A 6,000-nucleotide genomic window follows, 5' to 3' on the forward strand; every position below is an offset into this window, starting at 1 on the left:
CACTCGGGTGAGTGCCGGCGTCGTTCCTTATGCGTTCGGAAGGCTGAGGAAGCCTAACCGCCGATGAGCGGGGAACCGACGAACGGGTCCACGGCCAAGGCGATGAAGAGGAGCGTCAGGTAACTGATGGAGCCGTGGAAGACTTTCATGGCGCCCTTGTTGGAGACGTCGCCGCCCTGGGCGCGCTTGTACAAGGCGTGGCTTTCGTAAAGGAACCAGGCGCCGGCAGCGACCGCGGCGATGGTGTAGACCCACCCCGCGCCGCCCACGGGAATCATCAGCAGCGAGCAGGCCACCATGGCCCACGCATAAAGGACAACCTGGACGGAAACCACCTTGGCACCGGCGATTGCTCCGAGCATGGGCACCTTGGCGTTGCGGTAGTCCTCGCCGTAGCGCATGGACAGCGGCCAATAGTGCGGAGGCGTCCAGAGGAAGATCACCATGAAGAGGACGATCGCCGGCCATTCGACGGTGTTGGTCACAGCGGACCAGGCGATGAGAACCGGGAAGCAGCCTGCGGCTCCGCCCCACACGATGTTTTGCGCCGTACGGCGCTTCAGGATCATCGTGTAAATGACGACGTAGAACACAATGGCACCGAGGCCCAGCCACGCCGACAGCGGGTTGGCGCCAAACCACAGGATCGCGATGGAGGCCGCTCCAAGGATCCACGCGAAGACCAAGGCCTCACGCGGGGTCACCTCGCCGGTGACCAACGGACGCTTCTCGGTGCGGTGCATCAGCTTGTCGATGTCGCGGTCGATGTAGCAGTTGAAGACTCCTGCGCTGCCCGCAGCGAACGCGCCACCTACGAGGGTGGCAAGAATCAGGCCGATGGAGGGGAAGCCTCGCTGGGCGAAGATCATGGTGGGCAGGGTACTGACCAGCAGCAGCTCGATGACCCGGGGCTTGGTGAGGGCCAGATACGCTTTGAACTTACGGGAGAAACCGATGCCTCCCCGGGCCGGGGACGCGTTAAGGGGCGTATCAGTTGTGCTCACGGCGGCAGTCACTCTGTTCTTTGCTCTGGGGTTCTCGCAGCGGCGGCGTCCGGGTTGCTGCGGTGGAACCGCTGACCCAGGAACCGCTGGTGGCCTCCAGATATCATACCGTGACCGGAAGTGGACCAATGTCCGCAAAATACGTCAATGTTTCCGAATCTTCACGCGTTCGGGGCGCCTTGGTGATTCATATAAGCGAATTTCTGTCCAGTTAGTGGGATTCCCTGAGTCCCACGCCACGTTTAGGGCTAAGCTGTGAAACAGATCAGCACACGTCGACTTTCCGGGAAACCGTATTCTCGGATTCTCCGTGCGACTGGATGAGAGATCAACGTTTCAATGGTGAACGGCTGGTAGACACATTGCAGCGGGCGCCATCCTGAGCTTCCTGCGCGCCGTGTTTCCAAAACCTGCCGTCAGCACAGAGAGGGGCTCGGTTTTCGTGCCACATTTGGAAGAGCAAGTACTGTCCTGGACCGATCTGGACCAGAAGGCTGTTGACACTGTTCGGGTGTTGGCTGCTGACGCTGTGGAGAAGGTCGGCAACGGCCACCCGGGTACGGCCATGAGCTTGGCTCCGGCGGCGTACCTGCTGTTCCAGAAGCTGATGCGCCACGATCCCAAGAACCCTGAGTGGATTGGCCGCGACCGGTTCATCCTCTCCCCCGGCCACACGTCGCTGACCCTGTACATCCAGTTGTTCCTGTCCGGTTACGGCTTGGAGCTGAAGGACCTCGAAGCACTGCGCACCTGGGGCTCCCTGACCCCGGGCCACCCGGAATACAAGCACACCGCCGGCGTCGAAATCACCACTGGCCCGCTGGGCCAGGGACTCGCTTCCTCGGTTGGCTTCGCATACTCCCAGCGCCGCCAGCGCGGCCTGTTCGACGCCGATGCTCCCGCCGGCGAATCGCCGTTCGACCACACCATCTGGGTCATCGCATCCGACGGCGACCTGCAGGAGGGCGTCACCTCCGAGGCGTCCTCGCTGGCCGGCCACCAGGAACTGGGCAACCTCGTTGTTGTCTACGATGAGAACCACATCTCCATCGAAGACGACACCGACATCGCCTTCACCGAGGACGTCCTCAAGCGCTACGAAGCCTATGGCTGGCACACCCAGCGCGTGGACTGGACCAAGACCGGAGAATACGTCGAAGACGTCCAGGAGCTGTACTCGGCGCTGCTCGCTGCGAAGGCTGAGACCACCAAGCCGTCCATCATTTCGCTGCGGACCATCATCGGCTACCCGGCCCCGAAGAAGCAGAACACCGGCAAGATCCACGGTTCCGCCCTGGGTGCCGAAGAAGTTGCCGCACTCAAGACCGTGCTCGGCTTCGACCCGGCCAAGTCCTTCGAGGTAGACGAAGAAGTCCTGGCACACGCCCGCAAGGTTGTCGAGCGTGGTTCCGAGGAACGTGCTGCATGGCAGGCCAAGTTCGAGGCATGGCAGGCGTCCAACCCGGACGGTGCCGCCCTCTTGGAGCGCATTGAGGCCAAGAAGCTTCCCGTTGGCATTGACGCTGCCCTTCCCGTGTTCGAGGCCGGCAAGGATGTCTCCACCCGTGCCGCCTCCGGCAAGGTCCTGAACGCCATTGGCCCGGTTCTTCCGGAACTGTGGGGCGGTTCGGCCGACTTGGCCGAGTCCAACAACACCACCATCGAAGGTTCGCCGTCGTTCATCCCGACGTCCCGCTCGACGGACGCCTGGAAGGGCAACCCGTACGGCCGTGTGCTGCACTTCGGGATCCGCGAGCACGCCGCTGCCTCGATCGTGAACGGCATCTCGCTTGCCGGCCGCACCCGCGCGTTCTCCGGTACGTTCCTGATCTTCTCCGACTACCAGCGCCCGGCCATCCGCCTCGGCGCACTGATGGGCGTCCCGTCGCTGTACGTCTGGACGCACGACTCGATCGGCCTGGGCGAAGACGGCCCGACCCACCAGCCCGTGGAGCAGCTCGCCACCCTCCGCGCCATCCCCGGCCTGGACGTGGTCCGCCCCGGCGACGCCAACGAGGTTTCCGCGGCGTGGAAGGCCATGCTGGAGAACCACGAGAACCCGGCAGGCATCGTCCTGACCCGCCAGAACATCCCCACCTACGCCCGCGGCGAAGGTGCAGCCAACGGCGACACGTTTGCCTCCACCGCCGGTGTGGCAAAGGGCGGCTACGTCTTGGCCGAGGCATCCAAGGACGGCGAAACCGTTGACGCGCAGGTCATCCTGATTGGCACGGGTTCCGAGGTCCAGCTTGCAGTCCAGGCCCGTGAGGCGCTCCAGGCTGAAGGCATCGCCACCCGCGTGGTGTCCATGCCGTGTGTCGAGTGGTTCAAGAAGCAGGACGAGGCCTACCGCGAGTCGGTCCTTCCCGCCTACGTGAAGGCCCGCGTCTCCGTGGAAGCCGGCCTGGCACTCGGCTGGCAGGAATTCGTCGGCGACGCCGGCCGTTCCATCAGCCTCGAGCACTTCGGTGCCTCCGCCGACTACAAGCGACTGTTCAACGAGTTCGGTATCACCGCCGAGGCCGTCGCAGCCGCTGCCAAAGACTCCCTCGCAGACGTCAACGCGTAATCGTCTGAGACCCCATCAAGGAGAAAACCCATGACCAGCACTCCCACGCAGCAGCTTTCTGACGCCGGCGTTTCCATCTGGCTCGACGACCTCTCCCGCAACCGCCTGGAGACGGGTACGCTGCAGAAGCTCATCGACGAAAAGAACGTCGTTGGTGTGACCACCAACCCGTCGATCTTCCACGCAGCGATTACCTCCGGCACGGACTACGACGCCACCATCGCAGCCCAGGCTGCGGCCGGCGCCAGCGTCGAGGAAACGATCTTCGAGATCACCACCACCGACGTTGCCGACGCTTGCGATCTGTTCGCTCCGATCGCCGCAGCCACCAACGGCGTTGACGGCCGCGTGTCCATCGAAGTCGACCCCCGCTTGGCTTGGGACACGGCAGGCACCATCGCCGAAGCCAAGCACCTTTACGCAAAGGTCAACAAGGACAACGTCCACATCAAGATCCCGGCCACCCTTGAAGGCCTCGAGGCCATCACGGCCACGCTGGCTGAGGGCATCAGCGTCAACGTGACCCTGATCTTCTCCCTGGAGCGCTACCGCGCAGTCATCAATGCCTTCCAGTCAGGCCTGGAGCAGGCCAAGGAGAACGGCCACGACCTGTCCAGGATCCACTCGGTCGCCTCCTTCTTCGTCTCCCGCGTGGACACCGAGATCGACAAGCGCCTCGACGCCATCGGCACGGACGAAGCAAAGGAACTCAAGGGCAAGGCCGGGGTAGCCAACGCACGCCTTGCGTACCAGGTCTACGAAGAGCTGTTCTCCACCGAGCGCTGGAACGTCCTGGCCGAGGCCGGCGCCCGTCCGCAGCGCCCGCTGTGGGCTTCCACCGGTGTGAAGGACCCGTCCTACCCGGACACCCTCTACGTCACCGAACTGGTGGCCGCCGGCGTAGTGAACACCATGCCGGAGAAGACCCTGGACGCCACCTTCGATCACGGCGTGGTCACTGGCGACACCATCAGCGGCACCTACGAAGACGCCAATGGTGTCCTCAACGCCCTTGAAAACCTCGGTGTCTCCTACAACGATGTCGTGGCGCTGCTTGAGTCCGAAGGACTTGAGAAGTTCGTGGCCAGCTGGAAGGAACTCCTGGCCGACGTCGAAGGTGCACTTGCTACCGCACGGAAGGCTTCCTAACCAACAATGAGCACAATCAGCTTTGACGCCAGCGGTGCCGCGCAGCAGGCAATCGCCCAGCACATTGACAGCCTGGTCGAAGACAGGATCGCAACGCGGATTTTCGCCAAGGACCACACGCTGTGGGGTCCGGACGCCGAGTCTGAATCCGCTATCCGCCTGGGTTGGGTAGAGGCTCCGGCCGTCTCCCAGCCACTGGTGGGCCAGATCCTGGAACTGCGTGATGCCCTCCGCGCTGAAGGCGTTTCCCACATTGTCCTTTGCGGCATGGGCGGTTCGTCTTTGGCACCCGAGGTCATCGCCGGCACCGCTGGCGTCGAGCTGACTGTTCTGGACAGCACCGACCCTGAGCAGGTCAGTGCCGCCCTCGCGGACCGCTTGGCTGAAACGGCCATCGTCGTTTCGTCCAAGTCCGGTTCCACCGTGGAAACGGATTCACAGCGTCGTGTGTTCGAGAAGGCGTTCAACGACGCCGGTATCGACGCCAAGAGCCGGATCATCATCGTTACCGATCCGGGTTCGCCACTGGACAAGGCTTCCCGCGAAGCCGGCTACCGGGCTGTCTTCAACGCCGACCCCAACGTCGGCGGCCGTTTCTCGGCATTGACCGCTTTCGGCCTGGTCCCCTGCGGCCTTGCAGGCGTAGACATCCAGGCCTTCCTGGACGAGGCCGAGGAAGCCGGCGAAATCCTCAACGAGGACTCCACCGACAACATTGGTTTGACCCTTGGCATTGCCTTGGGCGGGACCAACCCTTTGCGGAACAAAATTGTCATTGCTGAGGATGGCTCGGGCATCGTTGGATTCGCTGACTGGGCCGAACAGCTCATTGCCGAGTCCACCGGCAAGCTCGGCACCGGTGTGCTGCCGGTCGTTGCGGGACCGGACTCCCCCGAAGCCCGCGGCGGAGCCGACGACGTACTGGTGATCCGTTTGGTGAGTGCTGACACCGACGTCGAACTCCGTGAAAACGAGGTGGCCATCGCCGGTGGCCTGGCCACGCAAATGTTCGTGTGGGAGTTCGCCACTGCCGTCGCAGGTCGTCTTCTCGGTATCAACCCCTTCGACCAGCCCGATGTGGAAGCCGCCAAGGTTGCTGCCCGCGGCCTGCTCGACGCCCGTCCTGAACCGACAGCAGCTGCCTTCACCGACGGTGCCGTGGAAGTCCGCGGCGGTCAGTGGCTGGGCTCGTCCGCCACTGTTTCCGAGGCCGTGCAGGCGCTGCTCGCCCAGCTCGGCACCGATGGCTACCTCAGCGTCCAGGCCTACCTGGACCGC

The 6,000-nt window shown here is 63.6% G+C and carries 4 protein-coding genes; 3 read left to right on the forward strand and 1 reads right to left on the reverse strand.

Annotation, left to right across the window (positions count from 1 at the left end; all coding sequences use genetic code 11):
• Positions 1-53: 53 nt before the first annotated feature.
• Entirely contained in the window at positions 54-1,016 is a 963-nt protein-coding gene (locus ACFVSJ_RS18660; protein WP_387438449.1) for a heme o synthase, read from the reverse strand.
• Between the two features lie 439 nt (positions 1,017-1,455).
• Here ACFVSJ_RS18660 and tkt point away from each other — a divergent pair, with 439 nt between their 5' ends.
• The 3 genes from tkt to ACFVSJ_RS18675 all read left to right on the forward strand — a co-directional run.
• Entirely contained in the window at positions 1,456-3,573 is a 2,118-nt protein-coding gene (gene tkt / locus ACFVSJ_RS18665) for a transketolase (RefSeq protein ID WP_387438455.1), read from the forward strand.
• A 30-nt stretch (positions 3,574-3,603) separates the two neighbouring features.
• A complete protein-coding gene (gene tal / locus ACFVSJ_RS18670) occupies positions 3,604-4,722 on the forward strand; it encodes a transaldolase (RefSeq protein WP_387438450.1) in 1,119 nt (372 codons plus the stop codon).
• A gap of 6 nt (positions 4,723-4,728) precedes the next feature.
• The coding region (locus tag ACFVSJ_RS18675) for a glucose-6-phosphate isomerase (protein ID WP_387438451.1) at positions 4,729-6,000 on the forward strand (1,272 nt) is incomplete at its 3' end.

It is taken from the genome of Paenarthrobacter sp. NPDC058040, assembly GCF_042885775.1.
Lineage (GTDB): Bacteria > Actinomycetota > Actinomycetes > Actinomycetales > Micrococcaceae > Arthrobacter.